Source organism: Ruegeria sp. AD11(2025) (assembly GCF_056542405.1).
This window is the reverse complement of the sequence record NZ_JBQFZU010000031.1, coordinates 26761-46836: the sequence shown is the minus strand read 5'-3', so window position 1 is coordinate 46836 and position 20076 is coordinate 26761. Positions and strand designations below refer to the sequence as shown.

Sequence of the window (20076 nt, the reverse complement as noted above, 5' to 3'; positions counted from 1 at the left end):
GCGACGCATTGAATTTGAAAGGCATCCCAGCATCCCGCAGTCAATTCGAAGGACCAGCTATGCATCGGAAACGATTTGTGCAACACGCTCGTGGAATTCTTAGCTCAATTGGTACCGGCCTTTGCGCAATACACGTCTTTGGTCAAGGTCCATACGGAAGGACGCCAAAACGCATTCGGTATTCTTCGCAACACGATTGCAATGTTTGCAACTCATCCTTCCCTTGCCAACGGTTACAATTACTTGTGATCTATGGAGCAGACCTATGGAAGTTGATTGGCTGGAAGATTTTCTCGCCTTAGCCACGGCGGGTGTTTTCGCAAAGGCCGCCCATAGCCGCAGAGTCAGCCAATCTGCATTTACAAGACGTATCAAAAATCTGGAACACTGGGTTGGCGCTCCGCTTTTTGACCGCAGTGTTCACCCGGTCGTACTGACATCAGCAGGAGAGTCATTTCGTTCGACGGCGTGTCAAACACTCAACGCGTTGCAACAGGCTCGGGCAGAGCTGACTCAGCTTTCAGGCGTTGCCGGAGAAGTGCTGAAGTTTTCGGTTCTGCACACGATCTCTATATCATTTGTTCCTTCTTGGATCAGGAGAATATCCAAGTCCATCGGCCCGGTCAGGACCAATTTCGTCGTCGATAATTTTTCAGACTGTGTTGAGACACTGACCGCAGGCAACGTTGACTTCATGCTGAGCTATGACCATGCCTCAATGGCGGTACTTACCGAGAATTCGTGGTACCCATCCATCACGGTCTCTGATGATTGTCTGGTTGCTGTCTCCCGCGCCGATACAGACGGCACAGCGCTATTTCACTTTGACCAGAAGGGTCGTCTGCCCTTTTTGTCCTACCCCTCGGAGAGTTTTCTCGGCCGTTTAAGCCGAGACGTGATTGAACGGGCCGATTTGGCTGACAGGCTGGACACGCAAAGCGAAAACTCGGTTGCCGAGGCGCAAAAGGCGGCATGCCTTGAGGGGCTAGGCGTTGCCTGGCTTCCCGAGATGGCCATCAAATCCCAGCTTGACGATGGAACTCTTGTGAGGATCAGCCATCCCGATGCAGAGCATCAGATGCCGATCAAGCTGTTTCGTAACATGCAAACAAGCCGCCCTGCTGTCGAGCGCTTTTGGACATTGGCCAAAAACTCAAGTGTCGATTTTGAGATCGCAGAAGTAGCACTATGAGATCGGAGCTACTGTGGCTTTTGGCTGAGCCTCCAGAACCGTTCCAGTTGCGGTCTGGACCGTTCGATTGAACGATAGAGTTTGACGTATATCTCAACTTCGAAACCTGGCATGCTCACCTTCGTCAGTTTGCCTTCAGCCAGTTCGCGTTGCACGGATACTTCTGGGAGAAACGTAACGCCGTGCCCTTCGAAACACGCCGATTTGAGCGCCTCCGCAACAGAGTTTTCATAGGTCGGAGACAGGGTATCCTGTAAGTTGCCCCGATTCAGGCAGACTTGTGATATGCGCCCTAGGAAAGTGTCGGGTGGGTAAGACAGGTAAGGTACTTCGCCCGGTTCATCCAGGCTGAACACAGGTTCGTTTCTGGAATTCACAGCGCTGACAGCGATAATTTTATCCTTGGCAATTGTCGTTGAGGGGTATCGGGCTTCATCCGATATCGTCGGTACAGAAGGATGTGAATAACACAGCATGAAGTCTGCGCTGCCATTGAGTATAGCCTCGGCGCAACCAGAGAAATTCTCGGCAACCAGCCGTGTTTTTACAGGGCCAAGGTAGCCTGTCATCTTGCCCAGCCAAGCCGGAAAGAATGAGATCGCCAGTGTATGCAGGGCCACAAAGTCCAGTGTATCGGCTTCGCGGCGCGACAGGCTGCGGATGTCATCCTTTGTCAGGGTCAGTGCACTTACCGTATCAATTGCGGTCTGTCGGAACGCCTTGCCCGCAGCGGTGAGTTCTACCGGGTGAACGCTTCTGTCAAACAATGGGGTACCAGCCCAGTGCTCTAGGTTCTTGATGCGCCGGGTGAAGGCGGATTGACTGATGTTGCGGGCATCAGCCGCCCTTGCAAAGACACCGGCGGTCGCAAGGGCCAGAAAATCCTCAAGCCAATCAATCTCCATGTCAGGTTCTTTCTGGTGGCATGGTCATAAGACCATATACTGTTGCAAGTTATGCAATGATGATGCGCCAATAGCGTTGGCGCTGCAACAGTTGAAATCTTAGCTTGCGGAGCAACCCCAATCCACATCGGGGATGTGACCGCTCTTTTTCGGGCACATAAGATTTCAAGCGAAAGGCCGTTGGATGACCACAACTCGAACCGAAACGGACAGCCTGGGTGCAATCAGTATTCCGCAGGCTGCTGCATGGGGGTGTCAGACCCAGCGCGCATTGGAGAACTTCCCGATCACGGGGGTTGCGATCAGTCATTATCCCGAACTGATCACAGGGCTGGCGGCGGTCAAAAAGGCCTGCGCGCTTGCCAACAAGCAGCTTGGAGAGCTTGCCGACCAAAAAGCTGATGCCATCGTCGCGGTTTGTGATGAAATCCTGGAGGGTCAGCATCACGAACACTTCGTTGTCGACGTTATGCAAGGAGGCGCAGGCACATCCACTAATATGAATGCCAACGAAGTTATTGCGAATCTTGCCCTACAGAAATTAGGGCTGGAAATTGGTGAATACCGCCACCTTCATCCAAACGATGATGTAAACCGCTCTCAGTCCACAAATGACGTCTACCCGACTGCGATCCGGCTGGCAGCTCTCGCCCGGATCAGCCCGCTCATTGAAGCGATGCATTCTCTTAGTAAATCTCTGATGGCAAAAGCTGCGGAGTTTGACCACATCATGAAGGTCGGACGGACCCAGCTGCAAGATGCTGTTCCAATGTCTCTAGGGGCCGAATTCCGGGGATTTGCGACGACAATAAACGAAGATGTGGATCGCTTAAGCGACTTGTCGCGCCTGCTGACCGAGGTAAACTTGGGCGGTACAGCGATTGGAACGCGTATTAACGCGCCAGTTAAATTTGGTGAAACAGCCGTCGCCCATCTGCGGGATATTTCGGGTGAGCCCCTGTCACTCGCTGCAGATCTTATTGAAGCGTCCTCTGACCTTGGAGCATTTGTTATGTTCTCAGGCACACTCAAGAGAGTCAGCATCAAACTGTCCAAGGTCTGCAACGACCTGCGCCTGATGTCGTCTGGCCCGCGTGCCGGAATTGGTGAGATTATTCTACCGGCGGTGCAGGCCGGGTCGTCGATCATGCCTGGCAAAGTGAACCCCGTGATCCCGGAAGTCGTAAATCAGGTTTGCTATCAGGCGATCGGAAATGACCTCACCGTTACAATGGCCGCCGAGGCGGGGCAGTTTCAGCTGAACGCCATGGAGCCCGTCATAATCCACAAGGTTCTGGAAACGATGGGATCTTTAACGAACGCAATGAACGTCCTTTCAACCCGGTGCGTGGATGGCATCGTTGCAGATGAAGAGCGTTGCCAGGCCCTGCTGGAAAACAGCCTTGTACACGTCACTGCACTGGCGCCGATCATTGGATATGAGGCGGCAACAAAACTTGCAAAACATGCTCAGGCGAACGGTCTGAGCCTGCAAGCAGCAGCTGAGCCAGTGCTACCTAGCGAACAGGCTGTGATCGCGCTGTCGCATCTGAACTTTGGCGAAGCGAGTATTGTCGAGTGAAACAAGCCGGAACTCTACGCCTTGGTATCGTCGGTGGGCTTGGTGCGCTGTCGGGGGCTGATTTGCTTTATCGGATCGTGGAATCGACCCCGGTCAAATCGGAAGGTGACCATCGCGAGCTGATTTTCGAACAGAAACCGATGCGCGAGCCCGTTGCGCCAATGGAAAGCGCCTATAATCCCACGCATCGAAAGCTGTATGTGTTTGACACCCTAGCTAAAATGGAACGCGAGGGATGTCACGCAGCGTTGCTGCCGTGCTTTATCACCCATTGCTTTCTACAGGAATTGGAGGATGAGCTTGAAATCAGGCTGATCAGCATGACCGATGCCATCAAAGAGGCGATTGATGGATTACCTTCTGCACCATCAAGGATTGGAGTGCTGACAACGCCTTTCGTCCGAAAAAGCGGGCTATTCGAAGCGCTGTTTGGCGACCTCGTTTCGGTCATTTACCCGTCCGCTGAATTGGAAATGAGTGTTATGAAGGCGATCTATGGTGTAGGCGGCTTCAAGTCAGGAAACAGGGGGCCAGAGATTATTTCTCCGATTGATCAGGCCCTTGACGGCCTGTCAAAGCAGGGGGCGGAAGTTTTTGTTCCGGGCATGACGGAGTTGCCGCTGCTGTTGGATCAACTCACGATCCCTGAAGGAATGGCCGCTGTCGATACGGCTGCTGCGTATGCACGGCACGCATTGGACGCAACCAAGGTCGACCGGCACCACAAGTTCAAAGTGGGAATCGTCGGCGGCGTCGGGCCGGCTGCAACTGTAGATTTTATGAGTAAGCTTGTGGGGGCAACCGAAGCGTCGCGAGATCAGGACCACATCAAAGTTCTGGTCGAACAAAACCCGCAAATCCCTGATCGTACCGAGAACCTGGTCAGCAATGGTACAGATCCCACAGTGGCTCTCTATTCCACCTGTAAAAAGCTGGAACGGGGCGGCGCTGATATGATCGCCATCCCTTGCAACACTGCCCATGCCTATGTGGATCGCATTCAGCGGCACTTGGATATTCCGATTGTCAGCATTCTTTCCACAACAGCAGACTACATTACCGAACAATCGCCAGAAACACGCCGCGTGGGCATCCTGGCAACAAACGGAACCATCCACAGCTGCCTGTATCAGCAAGCGCTCTCAAACGCTGGCCTGCAGTCGATTTTGCCAGACGAAACCCATCAGGCTTTGGTCATGGACTCCATCTATGGGCCGCAGGGAGTGAAAGCCGGATACACTGACGGGCTTTGTGTCGAGCAGATTGCGCAGGCATTCGGGCATCTGGTCGAAAATGGGGCAGAAGCAATCATTCTGGGATGCACAGAGCTTCCTTTGATTGTCGATGCCAGTGACCCGAGACTGGCCGCATTACCAGTCGATCCTACTGATGTGCTCGCCCGCAAATGCGCGCAATTAGCGAGTACGTAAATTCAAGCGCTTTTGACGGTTTGGAAATGGCGTTGCAAAATTTGCAACGCCATTTCTCCATTTGGGACCTAAGGTCGATCACTAGGCTGTTAAAGAAAACATGATTGCTCGCAGTTCGACATACCGACTGCCCAGTGGAAAGGGAGGTAATCATGGAAACCGCAAATCAAAAAACAGGGTTTCTCGCGCCCTGGAGAAACCTGCTTCTGTGGAAGCAAATCGTTATCGCCCTTGTTCTTGGGGTCATCGTCGGTGTCATTTTAAACACAACCGGCAACGAACAGTTTGCAACAACAATCAAGTACATCGGGACATTGTTCCTTTCGCTGATCAAAATGCTGATCGTACCGTTGATCTTTGTGTCGCTGGTTTGCGGTATGACCTCGGTCAGCGACATGGCGCGCATGGGCAGGATCGGCCTTAAATCGGTCGTCTTCTATCTCTGCACAACTGCGTTCGCGATTGCCATCGGGCTTGTTCTCGGGACACTTTTCCAGCCTGGTGTAGGCATCGACCTAGGCGCCGCCGCTGCGATGGAAGCAAAAACTGCACCACCATTCATTGATCAGCTTATCGCGATCGTGCCCAAAAACCCAATTGCGGCAGCGGCTGATGGTAAAGTGCTGCAGATCATTTTCTTCGCCATCATGTTCGGCCTGTCTATCAACCTTGTTGGGGACGCGGGAAAACCGATCCGGGATTTCTTTGAAGCCCTGAATTCAGTCATCCTCAAGCTGACGGAAATCGTCATATCGTTTGCACCCTACGGTGTTTTCGCCCTGATGGCTTGGGTTGCAGGCACCTACGGTCTGGATCTTCTTCTTCCTTTGGGTACGATCATTGCGGCACTGTACATTGGCTGCATTCTACACGCATTGTTCGTCTATGGTGGTCTGGTTACATTCCTTGGCCGTCTGAACCCGGTACGCTTCTTCCAGGGCATCGTTGAACCTCAGATCGTGGCCTTTACCAGCACGTCTTCCTCGGGAACGCTGCCGGTCACCATGACCGCAGTTCAGAAAAACCTGGGTGTAAATCGTTCGGTTGCCAGCTTCACGCTTCCTCTTGGTGCGACCATCAACATGGACGGCACGGCGATGTATCAAGGTGTTGCTGCACTCTTTGTCGCGCAGGCGTTCGGCGTTGACTTGGGCATGTCAGAATACATCACGATCATCCTGACATCGACTCTTGCCTCGATCGGAACCGCCGGCGTTCCCGGCGCTGGCCTTGTCATGCTGTCGCTGGTTCTGACATCGGTTGGGCTGCCGCTGGAAGGCGTTGCAATCGTTGCGGGTATCGACCGTATCCTCGACATGGCGCGTACATCGCTCAATGTTACAGGGGACGCGGCGTGCACCGTTCTAATCGCCAAGTCCGAAGATCAACTGGACCTCGAAGCATATAATACGCCGCATGTCTTGGCGGCACCTGATCTTTCTAAAGCATAGATCGCAAATCTCCCCCAACTTCAGTCACCCCAAATAGGGGTGGCTGTTTTTTTATTGTTGATTAGCTGCTTCATGTAAGCTTCGTTTCAATAGCTTGGATTGAGAAGCACGGTTCTAATACCTAAACCAGACAAGCCTTACCTTTGAATTGCGTTGGCGACGGTGCAAGTTGCGCCTCAGTAATACGCGCTCTGCAACTTCAAGAGATTTCTGTTCCAACAATAGCCGCTTGAGCGAGATGGCGGTTTTGTCTGTTCCAGTGTTATCGGATCAAGCAACGGCGCATGTACGGTCAGAGTTCAGGCGAGATCGACGCCTACTAATGGCTGGTTTGGCGACTGCGCCGCGTCACAACGAAATACCTGCTGCGCGTGCGAACAGATGCCGCAACAGCAAAGACTCAAAAACCAAGGTCGAGTTTGTCCGCGTTGCGGTCATTCCCTAAGTCCGTCTCGAACGGCTGCTTCGAGTTCAGAGTGGTCAAAATTTTCTGCTATGGTGTGCCCGACGTCTGAAACTTTAGGTATCGGGACAATTGTATGATTTAGTCCCGACAACAAATTACCAATGAAGGTTTTCGATGGCACGCAGGCTTGCAGCAATTCTCGCCGCTGATATGGTCGGATACTCGCGGTTAATGGCAGCCGACGAACCGGGGACAGTCGAACAACTGAGAATCCGCCGTCGGCTGTATTTCGAACCCGAAATAAGTCGCTTTAGTGGTGAAATTGTCAAACTTACAGGTGATGGTCTACTTGTGATTTTCGACAGTGTCGTGAACGCGGTAGAAGCCGCAGTGGCCATACAAAATTCCCTGACTACAGCGAACGCGGACGTGCCTAGTAAAAGTAGAATTGACTTTCGAATTGGTCTTCACGTCGGCGACGTGATCCTTGGCGAGGATGATATCTATGGCGACGGGATAAATGTCGCCTCTCGACTGGAAGCTCTCGCAGAACCAGGTGGCGTAATAGTGTCCGACGACGTATATCGCCACGCGCGGGGAAAGACTGATCTTTCATTTGTTGACTTAGGCGAACTGGAATTGAAGAACATTCCCGAAGCTTTGCGCTGTTACAAGATCAGTCCGTTTGACAAAGCTGAATCCACTCTGTCGCTAACGGGGAAGTTTTCTTCCGACAAACCTTCGATCGCAGTGCTGCCATTTCAGAATATGTCAGCAGACCCGGAGCAGGAGTATTTTTGCGATGGTGTCGGCGAGGACGTAATTACCGAGCTTTCCAGGTTTCCCGAACTATTCGTGATCGCGCGAAACTCATCTTTTTCGTTTAAGAATAAAACGATAACTCATAACGATATCGCGCGCGAACTTTCGGTCCGCTACATGTTGGAGGGAAGCCTCCGACGTGCTGCGAACCGTGTGCGCATCACAGCTCAGTTAATCGAGTGCGAGACAGGCACACACATTTGGGCAGAACGCTACGACCGTAGCGTTGAAGATATATTTGAATTGCAGGATGAGATCACCAGCAGCGTGGTTGGCGCTATTGCACCGCAAATAACTCAGGCCGAGCTCGAACGGGCCAGTAGAGAGCGAAACATTCAGTTCAGTTCCTACGATCTTGCGCTTAGAGCAATGGCGCTTTTCCATGAAGGCGGTTTTTCGAGTAACGAGGGATACGAAGCTGTTGTGACCACGGCACAGCGAGCCCTGGATATTGACCCTCGCAATGCGCTGGCGCATTGGATTCAGGCTTACGCACACACGATGCGCTATCTCTTTCAGGTCGATGAGAAACCTGAAGACATGCTGAAACTGGCTCAAAAAGCTGCCGATGCTTTGTTCCAGCGCGATCGATTGGATCCTCGCGCCCTTACAATTCGGGGCATGATCAGGCATTTCCAGCAGGCCTATGATGAGGCGACCGCGGATTTTCAACGTGCGTTCGAACTCAATCCGAATTTCGCGCTGAACATTTTTTTTATGGCCTGGCACGAGTCTCTTGTTGGGCGTACCGATGAAGCAAAAATGCATGCAAAGCTAGCGCTGCGCCTGTCCCCGAGAGACGCAGATGTCTGGGTCGGCGATGCATATCTTGCTTTGGCTCAATCTCATTTCGCAGAAGGAGATTTCGAAAAGGTTCAGGAGTGGGGCAAACTTGCTGTACAATTCACCCCGCGAGCTCCAATTCGGCGGGCTTTGCTAATTGCCAGTGCGGCCCATCTTGGTCGGCCAGATGATGGAATTGTCCATGCCGAGGCATTGGCCAGTTTCGCACCAACTTTTTTGGACAGTATCGTTTCTGGGCGCCTCTCTCTTTACCGCCAACCCAAGCACAATGCCCTTCTGATTGATGGGATTGTGAAGTCGGGTTGCAACCTTACTTAGATTCCGCGTTGGTCGGCGGATAATTCTTGAGTGACCGCTTCTTGTTTCTTTACAGAACCAGAGGTTACCCCGCGCAGCCAATGGCTGCTCTGTCCCGCGTTGCGGTCGCACACGTCAACGGCAGCGAAGGGTCGTTTTCCAAAAATCCTGTACGGAAGATTCCATCCCGCCCTGTTTTGCGCCGAGCCTGAATTTAGCCCTGTTGCATCAATAAATACCTTCTGCTCGGCAATTACAGACTGTGTCCATCATACTCATGGACGTGGGTAGCCTGTTCGCGGGTATGGGCAATCTCTTGCACCACGGCGGCAATCTTGCTGGATGAAACTTGATGCAGCTCACCGACAACGGCCTCGGCGCGCTCGTAGCTGTCCGGAACGCCTTGGCTATTAAAATGGGCGGCAGCGGTGGAAATGTCCGCGTCTCGCCAAGTCGCCGTGGTGCCGACTGAAACGCTGTCATGATCGTTATAGCGGGCCAGGAACTTGTTTCCGTCGAGACCGAAGCTGTTGGCGGTCGCCACAATGTCATCACGCACAGCCAGCCACTTTTCGGCTTCTGTCGGGTCCAAGTTGTCCAACTCGGCCGCATTCATGGATGTGGTGTAACTGTCGTCAGCAACAGTGTACGCCTGCAGGTCGGTGTCGTATGGGCGTAGCTCGGCAACATCGCCCTTCAGCTCTCCGATCTGCACGTCCATTGCGGCACGCAGATGCGGATCTTCGACCTCACGTGCAAGAGCCTCCATGTTCTCGATGGAGTTCACAATGTCCTTGGTCTGCTGTTCGTAGTTCTCGAAACCGGCCTGACCCAGAGCGGATTGCATATACTGAACATAGCGATCACCGGGCGACTGGTAGTCGTCGGAATCCTGAAAACCTTTGTCGCCGGACAGGTCAGCAAGGGACGAATAGTAGGGATGATACAGGTCGTATTCCTGAGCATCGTTCATGTGCTGAGAAACCAAAGCCTGCATATCGTTCAGATCAACCGGCTCCCCCGATCGCTCCGCAGCCTCCAATTCGATTTTCAGTTCTTCGACCAAATCTTGTTGCGCCGTATGTTCGTCAACACGGCGGTTGGCCTGGTCCTCGATGTCGAAGCTCTTTGAAGCGATGGCTGCACGATCATAGCCCATCGCCTGCTGCTCTTTCATGATGATGTCGATCTGCTCTGAAACGCGATCCTCGCGCGGGGCGGATTGATCAAATTTGGAATAGGGTGCGAAGTGTTTGACTTCGTTCAAAAGATAGTCTGTACGCGAAACCATAGTTTTTCCTTTGCGAGTTGATGGAAAACTCTGTGTTGGATCTGCCTGGGGCGTTGGCGCGCTCATTAGGCAGACCGGGTGAAAACCTTATAAGCTGTGTCCGTCATCGTCGCCGCGCCCTTGCAAGAGCGGGTGCGTTGCGTGGGCGTGAACGTCCGAGAGTTCTTCTGAGATTGCGATGATCCTGGAAGAAGCAAGCTGGTGCAGCTCGTCAACAACGACCTCCGCGCGGTCGTGGCTGTCCGACAATCCTTGAGCCTGGAAGTGGGCTGCGGCGGTTGAAATGTCGTCGCTGCGCCATCCCATTGTAGTGCCCAAAGTGACGTTGTGATGGTCGCCAAAGCGGGCAACAAATGCCTCGCCATCGAGGCCGTAGCTGCTGGCCGTGTCGGTGACTTCCTTGCGGATCGCCGCCCACTGTTCGGCCTTTGGATAATCCAAGACATCCATTTCGGCGGTGCCCATTCCCATCATCGTTGAATAGCGGCGGTCCTCGAGGATGAAGGCTTGAAGGTCCGGATCGTTGGTGCGCAGATCCGCAACGTCGCCCTTCAGCTCACCAATCTGAATATCCATTGCGACACGCAGATGAGGGTCGTCAACCTCACGGGCCAGCCCTTCCATCTTGTCGATGGATTGCAGCAATTCTTTGGTCTGAGTCTGGAAGTCCTCATAGGCCCCCTCGCCCAAGGTGTCCTGCATATAGACCTCGTAGCGGCGTGCTGCCGGGGCATAATCTGCGGACGCCTGGAACTCTTTGTCATCGACAATATCAGCAAGGGCAGACAGATACGGATGGCTCTGTTCGTTGTCCCGAACGTCGCTGATATGGGCAACAACCTGCGCCTTCAGCTCGGGTGTAATCGTTTCCTCAGAACCGCCTAATTCGATGTGTCGCCGCAAATTGCTCATGACTTCGGGCGACACATAAGACGGGTCTCCAGGCTCGCCATAGTCATCAAAATGATGGGCCTGATCTAGTAGATGTTCCATTCTCGATACCATAGGTTCCTCACTTTCAACGAGTTGGATGGCAAACTCTTCGATCCGGTCTTTGACGGCGTTGGCGCGCTCATCAAACAGATCCGACATTCTTGCGATGGATAGGGTCATCACATCACCGGCCATGTCGCGGGCCGTAACTTCGACTTCCGGGGTGCTTTCAACAACCGACATTCCGGCCTGAACTTTCCACGTATCGGTCTCAACTTCCTGCCGCAAACCGCGCTCAAGGCGGGTCGTCGCGGTCAGCTCAATACCGTATTCCTCTGCAACCTCGACCTGGATAGAGCGCTGGACGTCGATGTTCATTTCGCTGCTCATACCCATAGCCAACCATTGCCCATGCTCGACGCCTCGGTTGTTCACAACGATGTGGACATGGGGGTTGTCAGTGTCGTTATGGAACACTGTCAGGTAGTCCCAGGTATCGCCAAAATCACCGCTGCCAAATAGCCGATCTGCGAACTCTAAACCGGCCTCATGAGCGGCATCCGGATAGGTGCCTTCGGGAAAAGAAACGATCATGTGACGGGTGTAACCGTAGTTGGTTTTCCCATTGAAATCCTCGGCCCAAGTCTCGATCAAATCACTGACCTGATCCGCATCGAGCGGGGTCACGCCATTGTCTCGGATGTCCAACACACCCTCTGCCCGGACGGTCAGATAGTTGATCTGGCGGCGCAGCTCATGCGCGTTTTTTACTCCACCTTTGCGGACGTGTTTCACAACCGCCTCGGGCTTTCCAACCACGGCACCAAGCCGCGCCTTGATGGATGAGGACCGCGAAACCATGAACTTCATGCGCTTTGCGATCTGCAGCTGCTGATTGATCCGCTTGGAACGATCGACACCCTTCTGAGCCTCACGGAAGGCAAGTTCCAGGAAGTCTCCGGCTGTCAGATCACGGGCTGCGGCGTTCATTTTTCTGGTGTCCAATCGTCGTCGCGCAAGATCCGGCGAATGGCGGATTCAGGCTCTCGGCTTCGGCGGGCGGCAGTGATCATCGCCTTCAAGTCTTGCCGGTGCTGGATGATCGCACGATGGAGATTTTCGACGTCGCGGCGGTCGTCATCCGTCCAGATGACCGTGCCGCGCTTGGCCGATTTCGCAAGCTGATTGAGGTTGGTGTATCCACCCTGAACCTGCCGCAAGTGCTTCTGCCAGAGATCCACAACAGCAGGGTCGGGATCGAGATAACCGATCAACCGATAGATCAGACGCTGGATGATCTGATTGCGGCTCTTGGCTCCCAGCACACTTACAGCTGCCTCCAAACGCTCCAGCGCATCCACTGGCAAGCGTACGGAAAAGACAGTGGTATCGGCGGGCTTGCTCAATGCATACCTCTGGTTGTATTTTCAGTTTGTAACACAACTACCTTATCCTGTCATACTCTCCAAGAGGAAACCGGGGGTGATTTTAGAAATCCGCATTTTCTAAAATTGCCCTCGGAACAGTTTTGCTCTTGGAGGCAATCTCCACGCCGGGAAAAGGGTCCCGCCCCTTTTCCAGCCAGCAGGCGTGGGTGCCGGTGGACTGGCGCAGGGCAATCATGCACCGCATGGGCTGCCCGAACGGCGCCCGTCACATACCGGCACGTTCAAGGTCAGTATGGCATTATTCGCGCGCCTCAGCGCGCTCTGTTTCCCGCCGCTCGCGCGGCGGGTGTAGCAGGGGTGCGAACTGCCGCGTTAAGGCAGGGCAGAGTCCCTGCCCGGTCTTTGGACCGCGCGCCACGCATGGCGCATATGTGCTCCGGCCTCTGGCCGGAGCAGAAGAAAGGGCGGCTTGCGCCGCCCTGCCCTCTCGTCATTCGGTGACGGGCTCGTCATCGGTGCGCTTCGGGAAGGCCACCATCTCAACGCCGGGGAACATGCTGTGCTTGACCTGGATCGAGGTGATGTTGCCTGTCTCATCGGTGTTGACGAAGAGAACCCCGCACCGATCCCAGAAAGTCTTGCCTTCTTTTTCACCGGTCTTGACGTTCAGTTTCAGAGTTTGAGTTGCCATTGTTTGATCCTCGCTATGGCGTGTTTCGATGAACATGGGAAAAGCGGGCATCAAGGGGACGTCAGCAGGGAATTTGGTCCGCGCGGAATGCGCCGCAGGCGCAGGGGAAATTCCTTGTTGAAGCGCGGTGCCCGGTCCGGGCACCGCGCGTCTTCCCCGACTACCCGCTTATGTTCATCCCTTCAGAAACACGGCAGCCGAGGATCATCTCCAGCAACGAGGTTGAACCTGTCGGGCCAAGTGAATAGGCAAGACTTTCTGGGATCGCTGCGCGCGGACCATCTGAACAATGCGATGTGGTTTATGGCGGCAACATCGCCTCGGTCCGACACGGGCGCAGTGCTCAATTTGGAGTGCGGGTGGCCTTTGCGGATCGGTATGACCTTCGTGGCAAAAGACGGACGATCACCGGTGGCAAAAGTCGCGCTTTTCAACGGGCGGAGGCCAAAGACAGGACGGTCCGGCCCTGATCCGCGCTTGCGTGGATCAGGTTAACAGACGGACTCAATTTAGCGGGGCGGGTTGGGCAAAAGACGGCAGCAAACACTTGAGTTTGAGCCTCACAGCCCAAGAAGAACCGCCCGAACCTAGGCTTTCGACGCGGTCGAAAGGAACAGCCAACGATCACGAAATATTTCACTTAGCATTCAGCGGCCAAATCTACTATCCGCCGATTCATGGCTTACAATTACGACAAACTCTATGGTGAACAACCAAACGCACTTGGCGAACCCACACAGGTATTCGTCGACTTTTTTGATCAGTTTGATCAAACCGGCGCGCGTGTTCTCGACATTGGCTGCGGTCAAGGCAGAGACGCGCTGTTCATCGCCCGGCTTGGTCACCATGTCGTTGGCGTGGATATTTCTCCAAACGGCATCCAGCAACTGATCAGCGCGGCCAAATCAGAAAAACTTGTGGTGGAGGGCACTGTGGCTGACGTCACCGCATACGTGCCAAAAGGCAAATTTGATGTGGTTTTGATAGACCGAACCTTACATATGCTCTCCGAGGCATTGCAGAAGACCGTATTGGAACGGTTGCTCAATCATGTCGAAGATGGCGGCTGGCTTCTGATCGCTGACGAGGCATCCAACATCAAAGGGTTCAAAGACGTAATCCAGTCTCACCAATCAAACTGGAGTACGGAGCTTTCCCAAAAGGGATACTTGTTCATCCGAAAATCTTGAGCGCACCCGGATTTACAACAATGGCTGGCTAATTGGACGCAATGCTTGTTCACGCATCCAAACACAAGATCATTCCGTATTTCGAACCCCTGCTCCTATCAGAACAGGCATGACCTGCTCCTCAGATTTGAACTCAAATATCTGTTCGACCCGAATTGAACCAAGCGTTGCCGCCTCCAGCGCGGCCTTCATTTGATTCGGCGTCAACCCAAATCCGTCATCATCTGACGCATGCCAATCCCACTGAACGAAATGTCCCCCCTTGTTGAGCAAACCCGCCAGCACCGCCACAGCGCCACTGTAGTCTGGGAGAAAGGCGCACACGGAAGACGCGCAGATCAAATCGAAATCTGAAAACCCGTTCTCGAGCCCCGAAACATCTCCAGCCAGAATATCTCCATGAACTGCTCTAACATTGTGCAGCTGCTTTTCCTGCAGGACGGCAATCATATTCTCCGAGGTATCAACTGCGACAACTTCCTCCACAAAAGGCGCAATTTTTTCCGCCAGCAATCCGGTGCCACATCCAAAGTCGAGCACGCGCTTTGATCGCCAGTACTTCCCGCGAATATCCAAGTGCTCGTCCAGCGTGGTGAAAGCGCGACTCGCGTAGCGTCTGACGTCGTCATTGTCGTCCCAACCATCGGCATAGTCGTTCCAGTCATCGGTCATGTTGCTTGTGTTTCCTTGATGGTTTGCACCGGCTCCAACACATGTGCGCTGGGGCAGACGCATCGATACGAACGCGCGACATTGGCTAGGTCGGCGAGAACAGTCAACATGGATTTGGAACGGCATGTGGAGGGAATAGAGGCGACTTCGGCAAGCCTCTGCTGACAGTCTTTCCCGCAAGAAAGAGGCCCACCGAAGCGGGCCGCAAGTTTAACCAAAGGGAAGTCTCGAGGTATTGAAGACAGGCTAACGCTTGCGCGCGCGATCGACAACACCGTCGGCCGTGATTGTGGCAATGCGATCCTCGGTACGGCGGGTCATTTCCACCCCGTCACCTGTCATATGCGCCTCGGCAAATTCGGTGAACTTGAAGATGCTGCCATCGGCTTCGACATGGGTTTCATCTTCCGCCGAGCGGCGCTTCACCGATCCGTCATGGCGGATTTCAATGATCGTGTTGTCGGCCATGCGGACCGTCACGGAATGCTCATCCACCGCCACGCCTTGCCACCACATATCCGCGTCCCGGCGCACAACAATGCGGTTTGGATGCAGCTTAATCTGCACATCCTGTGCGGCTTCCGGATCAGCGGCTTTCACCACAACAATCGCTTCCTGTGCGCTGGGGTCACCATGGATTGACGCGCTCCCGTTTTTGGGCGGCCAGAGCTTAGGCTGTTCGCGCGGCTTGCCTTTCTGATCCGTATGAAACCCGACAAACATCTGCGCGGATTTCCAAACGCGGCGGGCGGCTTTCTCGAGCTTGTTCGATGAGGTATCCATGGGTCTTACCAAATCCGTTCTGATCAAGTGATCGCTTTAGAAAATGAGCCGGGTGACCGACCTCTGATAGCTATGCGCGACGGGGTGTTTGCGCAATGCCACTTTGAGTTTTCATCATTGAGGCTGACACAGCCAGAGATTGATAGGCAGGGCGCAACGCACCCTGCCCCGTTAGGTTCAGAAGCAATCCGGCACCCAAGCATCGATCCGGGCTTTCTGTGCCTCGGTCACAGCCAATGCGGCCTGATGCGCGTTGTCGTTGAACAGCTTGTGCAGCGCGTCGTTCTTCGCGCCCTTCTTGGATTTCGCGAAGGCTTTGAAGGCGTCGGTGTCCACATGCAGGTCCAGCAGGTGTTTGTAGAGATCATCCAGCTGCCAGCCTTTCAAGCGTTTGAAGCAGTTCTCGGCCGACGGGGTCCAGATCGCGCGCATGTCTGCGCCAATCTCAGCCTCGATCTCGGCCATGAACTCCGGGCGTTGGGTCAGGAACCGCCGGGCCAGAAAACCCGTGATCTCTCCATTACGGGTCTTCTTGCCCAGCTCGCGAAACGCTTTGAACGCCTCCGCGCTGCCTTGTGCGGCCATTTCCTGAAACTGGTCATAGGCTGCCTCTGCCGCTTCATCCCGCTCCCCGCCAAGACGCGGGTCGAGGATGAACTGATCATCGATTTCCGGCGTGTTCCGCTCGGCGCCACCATAGCCAAACCCAAACAGGTTGCTGGTCAGACCGGAGGCCGGGGTTGCGGAGAAGGCAAACAGGCTCAGCACATAATCAGGTTTGTCCAGCAAAGCCGTTTGAATTGCCGCCAGACGGATGGCCACCATGTCATCAATGAACTTCTGCGAATAGGCCGGTTTTGGTGCCTCCTTGGTCTTTGTCTCTTTGACCGGGGCCAGAACGCCGACCTCAATGGCGGCCTGCACATGTTCATCCGCGACATAGGCTGAGGATGTTTTGATCTCGCCGTTGTTGCCGACATAGACAAACACACCGGACAGCTTGCGCTGATCGTCGGAATAGAAGGGTGCTGCATAGTCCTCGAGCGCGACCAGCTCCTTTTCACCATCCGCGTCCAGAGCCTCTGCCTCATAGAGTTCGACAAGTTCGTCATACCGCTCGGCCTGTTCTTTGGTGAACTCCCGGCTCACCATCTCCAGACGGTGCATACCTTCGATGCCCGAAAACCCATACGGAATGTAGCTGTCTTCATGGGTGTCCACTCAGTCCCAGCCTTCTGCTTCGCGTAGCTTTGCTGCTTCTGCCGCCAGTTTCTCAGCAAACAGATGATCCAGTAGCGCGCCTTGATTGAACAGGGTTTCATCAGCGAAGAGATCAGCGGTGACCGTGCCGCCTGCTTCAACATAAGCCTCCTGCCCCACAAACACAGCCTTGCGGTTGGTGCTGCTGACAGCCTCAGATGTCAGGGCCTGTTTGACATCATGCTCACTGAACCACCGACACTCTTTAGCCTGTTCCAGAACCTCCAGAATTTTATCTTCTTCGGTGCTGACGGTCATGGCCTTGGCCAGGCCTATACTGATCTCACCCGCCTTAAGCGCATCCAATACAGCGGCGGGCAAACCTGCCAGTGCGAGGCGACGGCGCACATGCGCCTCGGTCACGCCAAACGCATTGCTGATCTTGGCAACAGACAGGGATTTCTCGGCCATCTTGCCATAGGCGCGGACCTCGTCCACCGGGTCCAGTTCTTCCCGGGCGGTGTTTTCCGCATTGGCCCATTGCTCGGCCACAAACGGATTGTCTGTGACTTTCACGGGAACCTGTGCCAGATCGGCGCGCTCGGTCACGGCGATATTCAGAGCCCGCAGGCGGCGACCACCGGCAACGATGGCAACCTTTCCATCTGCATCACGCAGGCCGCTGAGGTTCTGGATCAGGCCACACATGAGCAGACTGTCGGCCAGCAAGGCAATCCCTTCCTCGGCAACGTCCTGACGCGGGTTCAGATCGGACAGGTAGAGATCGGACAGAGCTATGGTTTCAATGGTTTCCGGTGCGGTGAATGTTTCGACTTTGCTCATGGGGCAAATCCTTGTTTGAGTGTTTCGCTTCGTGTTAAGGGTGCCCTACCCCTTCCGGGGTAGAGCGGGGCCGCCTAGGCGGCTGCGTGTTGTTTCAAGAAGGCGAGGCCGATCTTGGCGGAGAGACCTCCCTTCTTGACCAGCTCAACGGCTTCGCGCCGTCGTCGCTGCAAGGTTTTCTGACTTATTTTCATCACCTCCTTTCCGATGTTTGCGGGCATTGGTTCACCCGCTGCCCGGCAGGGCATGCTTGCATGTCCCGAGAGGGACCTTTCCTGCGCGGGTTGCGCATGCAGACCCTGCCCCGTTGGGACAGGGCTGGTCTCAATATTCGCTGGGGCACATGATGGTCAGGACGCGCCGCGTCACTGACGTGTCAAAGGGACGCTCGGACCCGTATTTGTAATCCGCGTCATAAAGATCGATTTTCCAGAACAGCTTTTGGCCGCTGACCGTCACCGTTCCGAAAGTGTGATCGCCATAAGGATCATTGCCCTCGTCGAACTGGTCATCCGACGCCACTGCAGCCAAAGCCGTAGTCTGAAACTCCACCCCTTCGCCTGACACGCCTGGCGTGACAAAAACCTGACCCTGAATGCCCTTGGAGTGCATCTCAATCGCTGCAGTCGGATCGATCAGGGCTTTCCGAAACAGATCATTCTGGACCGCAATCTCTGCAGCCTGAAGGCTCGTGTCATTCTCGATGTCTTTTGTTGCTTCACTGTTCAAAACCGTCTCTCCTTTTGTGTGCGACCTTCGGGGCTGATCCCTTTTGGTGCTGGTTTTGAGCCGGGCCCTGAAAGGGCGTCGTCTCTAAAACCTGCCCCGTGGCGAACGCGGAGAGGGGCGAGACAGGACAAATCGACAAGAGTGGTGCGGCCCGCAGCGCAACGCGCGAGGACACGGTCTTGTCTATTTGTCTTGTCCGAGGGGGGAGGCCGCGCCTTCCCCCTGCCGGAAGGCGGCGTTTGGCTTGTCCAAATCCCGCCTGACCAACAAAAGAAGCCAGAGGATCTTCGATCCTGAGGGAGTGCAAAAGGGATCGTCACCCGGAGGGCAGATCACCACGGCATGGAGCGACCATGACCCAAAGCCCCTGCGCCGGCTCGCAAGAGACGGTTCAGGGGCTACTGGCTCAGGGAGATCATGCTGGGGTGTTCTGGGTGGAAGCCGGCATGCCGGCTGAAACCTAGAGCCCGCTCACGAGCCAGCAGGCTCGGGATTTGCTACGGAAACAGATTACAACCCGAAGTCACTCACCGACCGGAACATACCCTCGACGGCGCTTTTGCTTTTCGAGGTTTTGGAGCGCTTCACCGGCCTGGGCTTCGTCATCATATGTCACCATCATGGCTTGCCCGTTTGTGCCAATACGCCCCCAGGTACGAAGGACGGACACTTCGCCAAACAGCGTCGCCTGCAATTCTATTCCATAGAACCGCGCCATGTTGACGTCCGGGTCCACATGGATCAGGTGGACAGGTGTGGTTGCCGTCAGTTCCATGACGCGATTGTCGGTGAACTCAGCCATCCTGTCCAATGACTTTGCGAGATCAATTGTAAGGTAAGGATTCTTTACCTTTTTGACACCTGGGAAAAGCCCCACCGATCGACAAGAGATTTTACCCTGCTCGACCGCTGATGTGATAACGAGGTTGTTTCGAAATTGATGACCGAATATCGAGACACTTCATCAACGGTAATGCTCTGAAAACAAACACAACAATTCTCTTTTGACTTCGCGTAAAGATTTTTTTCTTTATACCTCTTGAAACGGTGCTGTTTCTTTCCAAAATCCCGCTTGTTAGCACTCTTCAACAGGGAGCGCTAATAGGATGAATCGCCAATTGAGGAGAATTCAGAATGGCCTTCAAACCTCTACATGACCGTGTGCTGGTTCGTCGCGTTGAGAGCGAAGAAAAAACCGCTGGCGGCCTGCTCATTCCAGACAGCGCAAAAGAAAAGCCCAGCGAAGGCGAAGTTGTTGCAGTCGGCGAAGGCGCACGCAAGGACAACGGCGAGCTGATCGCAATGGCCGTTTCCGTAGGTGACCGGATCCTGTTCGGCAAATGGTCGGGCACCGAAGTCAACATCGGCGGTGAAGAACTGTTGATCATGAAAGAAAGCGACATCATGGGGATCATCGAGGATTCTGCCGCGGCAAAAGCCGCCTGACGCCTCAGGTTCACCAGGTAA

The 20076-nt window shown here is 54.4% G+C and carries 19 protein-coding genes; 7 read left to right on the top strand and 12 right to left on the bottom strand.

The window, feature by feature from the left end; translation table 11 throughout:
* Positions 1–265: 265 nt before the first annotated feature.
* Entirely contained in the window at positions 266–1192 is a 927-nt protein-coding gene (locus ACR1XY_RS20840; RefSeq protein WP_480596060.1) for a LysR substrate-binding domain-containing protein, read from the top strand.
* An 8-nt stretch (positions 1193–1200) separates the two neighbouring features.
* On the opposite strand, the gene ACR1XY_RS20835 is transcribed toward ACR1XY_RS20840, so the two are convergent.
* Positions 1201–2097 (bottom strand): LysR family transcriptional regulator, encoded by an 897-nt coding sequence (locus ACR1XY_RS20835; RefSeq protein ID WP_480562927.1) that lies wholly within the window; start codon positions 2095–2097, stop codon positions 1201–1203.
* 184 nt (positions 2098–2281) lie between these two features.
* On the opposite strand from ACR1XY_RS20835, the gene ACR1XY_RS20830 reads away from it, so the two are divergent.
* The 4 genes from ACR1XY_RS20830 to ACR1XY_RS20815 all read left to right on the top strand — a co-directional run bounded on the left by ACR1XY_RS20830 (position 2282) and on the right by ACR1XY_RS20815 (position 8910).
* Positions 2282–3679: an aspartate ammonia-lyase gene (locus ACR1XY_RS20830; RefSeq protein ID WP_480562928.1), complete on the top strand. Its 1398-nt coding sequence runs from the start codon at positions 2282–2284 to the stop codon at positions 3677–3679.
* Entirely contained in the window at positions 3676–5109 is a 1434-nt protein-coding gene (gene cuyB, locus ACR1XY_RS20825) for a cysteate racemase (RefSeq protein ID WP_480562929.1), read from the top strand. Before ACR1XY_RS20830 ends, cuyB begins: the two co-directional genes overlap by 4 nt.
* 152 nt (positions 5110–5261) lie before the next feature.
* Positions 5262–6560, top strand: a complete 1299-nt coding sequence (locus tag ACR1XY_RS20820; RefSeq protein ID WP_353010870.1) for a dicarboxylate/amino acid:cation symporter — start codon at positions 5262–5264, stop codon at positions 6558–6560.
* A 580-nt stretch (positions 6561–7140) separates the two neighbouring features.
* The gene (locus tag ACR1XY_RS20815; RefSeq protein WP_480596057.1) at positions 7141–8910 is read left to right on the top strand and encodes an adenylate/guanylate cyclase domain-containing protein; all 1770 of its coding nucleotides are present in this window, start codon (positions 7141–7143) and stop codon (positions 8908–8910) included.
* Between the two features lie 232 nt (positions 8911–9142).
* Here ACR1XY_RS20815 and ACR1XY_RS20810 read toward each other — a convergent pair whose 3' ends face one another.
* The 4 genes from ACR1XY_RS20810 to ACR1XY_RS20795 all read right to left on the bottom strand — a co-directional run bounded on the left by ACR1XY_RS20810 (position 9143) and on the right by ACR1XY_RS20795 (position 13192).
* Positions 9143–10180 (bottom strand): hypothetical protein, encoded by a 1038-nt coding sequence (locus ACR1XY_RS20810; protein WP_480596054.1) that lies wholly within the window; start codon positions 10178–10180, stop codon positions 9143–9145.
* 87 nt (positions 10181–10267) lie between these two features.
* Complete coding sequence (locus tag ACR1XY_RS20805) at positions 10268–12103, bottom strand: relaxase/mobilization nuclease domain-containing protein (RefSeq protein ID WP_480596052.1); 1836 nt, start codon at positions 12101–12103, stop codon at positions 10268–10270.
* Positions 12100–12519 carry a ubiquitin-activating E1 family protein gene (locus ACR1XY_RS20800; protein WP_170510945.1) on the bottom strand — a complete coding sequence of 140 codons (420 nt, stop codon included), beginning with the start codon at positions 12517–12519 and terminating at the stop codon, positions 12100–12102. The genes ACR1XY_RS20805 and ACR1XY_RS20800 overlap by 4 nt, the downstream gene beginning before the upstream one ends.
* Before the next feature lie 472 nt (positions 12520–12991).
* Entirely contained in the window at positions 12992–13192 is a 201-nt protein-coding gene (locus tag ACR1XY_RS20795; RefSeq protein ID WP_170591530.1) for a hypothetical protein, read from the bottom strand.
* A gap of 677 nt (positions 13193–13869) precedes the next feature.
* Between ACR1XY_RS20795 and ACR1XY_RS20790 the strand changes: the two genes are divergently transcribed.
* On the top strand, positions 13870–14382 hold the full coding sequence (locus tag ACR1XY_RS20790) for a class I SAM-dependent methyltransferase (protein WP_170510954.1): 513 nt from the start codon (positions 13870–13872) through the stop codon (positions 14380–14382).
* A gap of 69 nt (positions 14383–14451) precedes the next feature.
* Here the strand turns inward: ACR1XY_RS20790 and ACR1XY_RS20785 are convergent, their stop codons facing one another.
* The 7 genes from ACR1XY_RS20785 to ACR1XY_RS20755 all read right to left on the bottom strand — a co-directional run bounded on the left by ACR1XY_RS20785 (position 14452) and on the right by ACR1XY_RS20755 (position 19411).
* Entirely contained in the window at positions 14452–15054 is a 603-nt protein-coding gene (locus ACR1XY_RS20785) for a methyltransferase domain-containing protein (RefSeq protein WP_170591528.1), read from the bottom strand.
* A 246-nt stretch (positions 15055–15300) separates the two neighbouring features.
* The gene (locus ACR1XY_RS20780) at positions 15301–15837 is read right to left on the bottom strand and encodes a hypothetical protein (protein ID WP_170591526.1); all 537 of its coding nucleotides are present in this window, start codon (positions 15835–15837) and stop codon (positions 15301–15303) included.
* A gap of 177 nt (positions 15838–16014) precedes the next feature.
* Entirely contained in the window at positions 16015–17058 is a 1044-nt protein-coding gene (locus ACR1XY_RS20775; RefSeq protein WP_480596048.1) for a hypothetical protein, read from the bottom strand.
* Positions 17059–17880, bottom strand: a complete 822-nt coding sequence (locus tag ACR1XY_RS20770; protein WP_480596046.1) for a ParB/RepB/Spo0J family partition protein — start codon at positions 17878–17880, stop codon at positions 17059–17061. It lies immediately after the preceding gene.
* A gap of 74 nt (positions 17881–17954) precedes the next feature.
* Entirely contained in the window at positions 17955–18101 is a 147-nt protein-coding gene (locus tag ACR1XY_RS20765) for a hypothetical protein (RefSeq protein WP_480596044.1), read from the bottom strand.
* Positions 18102–18204: 103 nt separating this feature from the next.
* Positions 18205–18609, bottom strand: a complete 405-nt coding sequence (locus ACR1XY_RS20760) for a DUF3768 domain-containing protein (protein WP_480596042.1) — start codon at positions 18607–18609, stop codon at positions 18205–18207.
* A gap of 523 nt (positions 18610–19132) precedes the next feature.
* On the bottom strand, positions 19133–19411 hold the full coding sequence (locus tag ACR1XY_RS20755; protein WP_480596040.1) for a WGR domain-containing protein: 279 nt from the start codon (positions 19409–19411) through the stop codon (positions 19133–19135).
* 332 nt (positions 19412–19743) lie between these two features.
* Here ACR1XY_RS20755 and groES point away from each other — a divergent pair, with 332 nt between their 5' ends.
* Entirely contained in the window at positions 19744–20055 is a 312-nt protein-coding gene (groES, locus tag ACR1XY_RS20750; RefSeq protein WP_171127108.1) for a co-chaperone GroES, read from the top strand.
* The last annotated feature ends 21 nt before the right edge of the window (positions 20056–20076 follow it).

What these genes read in the sequence shown, in the direction of transcription:
- ACR1XY_RS20840 (WP_480596060.1), top strand. Translation starts at nt 266, where the DNA reads ATGGAAGTTGATTGGCTGGAAGATTTTCTCGCCTTAGCCACGGCGGGT.
- ACR1XY_RS20835 (WP_480562927.1), bottom strand. Translation starts at nt 2,097, where the DNA reads ATGGAGATTGATTGGCTTGAGGATTTTCTGGCCCTTGCGACCGCCGGT.
- ACR1XY_RS20830 (WP_480562928.1), top strand. Translation starts at nt 2,282, where the DNA reads ATGACCACAACTCGAACCGAAACGGACAGCCTGGGTGCAATCAGTATT.
- ACR1XY_RS20820 (WP_353010870.1), top strand. Translation starts at nt 5,262, where the DNA reads ATGGAAACCGCAAATCAAAAAACAGGGTTTCTCGCGCCCTGGAGAAAC.
- ACR1XY_RS20815 (WP_480596057.1), top strand. Translation starts at nt 7,141, where the DNA reads ATGGCACGCAGGCTTGCAGCAATTCTCGCCGCTGATATGGTCGGATAC.
- ACR1XY_RS20810 (WP_480596054.1), bottom strand. Translation starts at nt 10,180, where the DNA reads ATGGTTTCGCGTACAGACTATCTTTTGAACGAAGTCAAACACTTCGCA.
- ACR1XY_RS20805 (WP_480596052.1), bottom strand. Translation starts at nt 12,103, where the DNA reads ATGAACGCCGCAGCCCGTGATCTGACAGCCGGAGACTTCCTGGAACTT.
- ACR1XY_RS20795 (WP_170591530.1), bottom strand. Translation starts at nt 13,192, where the DNA reads ATGGCAACTCAAACTCTGAAACTGAACGTCAAGACCGGTGAAAAAGAA.
- ACR1XY_RS20790 (WP_170510954.1), top strand. Translation starts at nt 13,870, where the DNA reads ATGGCTTACAATTACGACAAACTCTATGGTGAACAACCAAACGCACTT.
- ACR1XY_RS20785 (WP_170591528.1), bottom strand. Translation starts at nt 15,054, where the DNA reads ATGACCGATGACTGGAACGACTATGCCGATGGTTGGGACGACAATGAC.
- ACR1XY_RS20780 (WP_170591526.1), bottom strand. Translation starts at nt 15,837, where the DNA reads ATGGATACCTCATCGAACAAGCTCGAGAAAGCCGCCCGCCGCGTTTGG.
- ACR1XY_RS20770 (WP_480596046.1), bottom strand. Translation starts at nt 17,880, where the DNA reads ATGAGCAAAGTCGAAACATTCACCGCACCGGAAACCATTGAAACCATA.
- ACR1XY_RS20765 (WP_480596044.1), bottom strand. Translation starts at nt 18,101, where the DNA reads ATGCCCGCAAACATCGGAAAGGAGGTGATGAAAATAAGTCAGAAAACC.
- ACR1XY_RS20755 (WP_480596040.1), bottom strand. Translation starts at nt 19,411, where the DNA reads ATGGCTGAGTTCACCGACAATCGCGTCATGGAACTGACGGCAACCACA.
- groES (WP_171127108.1), top strand. Translation starts at nt 19,744, where the DNA reads ATGGCCTTCAAACCTCTACATGACCGTGTGCTGGTTCGTCGCGTTGAG.